This is a genomic window from Vibrio sp. 704, assembly GCF_033339295.1.
Window position 1 is genome coordinate 1 of record NZ_JAWOUH010000867.1, and the last position, 550, is coordinate 550.

The window sequence follows — 550 nt, forward strand, 5'->3', positions numbered from 1 at the left end:
GTCCAATGGCTTGGTCTTGTTTAGGTGGCGGCTCAATCTTCAGTGGGGAAAGCGAGCAAGCGATTCGCGTTCGTAACGAGCTAGAAGCGATTCGTGAAGAAGTGGGTGCGACCAGCATTGACCAAGTGATTTACGCTTGGGTACGTCGCTTGCCATCTAAGCCAATTCCAATCATTGGTTCAGGGAAAATTGAGCGTGTGCAAACGGCCGTGAATGCACTGAATATCGAATTGACTCGCGAGCAATGGTATCGAGTTTGGGTTGCTTCGAAAGGTCACGGTGTGCCATAGAAAGCGCATTAGCATCGTGGTGTTACTTAAGGCATCTTATTAGATGCCTTTTTTGATGTTTCCTCTTTCCTTTCTTAACTTTAGCAAGTAACGAACTTTTTCTCGGTTTTCTGGAGCTTAGATAAACGCAACCCTATGCGTATCAAGGTCTGAGAATGGTCAGTAGGCTTTGTTCGATGTCACTAAATCGAGAGTGAAATGCGTTGTTTCTTGTTGGCTAGGTTCACTCATCTATTGATCTTGCGTATGCTTACTGCATA

Annotated in this window: 1 protein-coding gene; it reads left to right on the top strand. The window is 45.3% G+C overall.

Going from position 1 to position 550, the window contains the following annotated elements; translation table 11 throughout:
• Window positions 1-290, top strand: a 290-nt coding sequence (locus R7R24_RS29595; protein WP_318120575.1) for an aldo/keto reductase, incomplete at its 5' end; no start/stop codon positions are given.
• Between the last annotated feature and the right edge of the window lie 260 nt (window positions 291-550).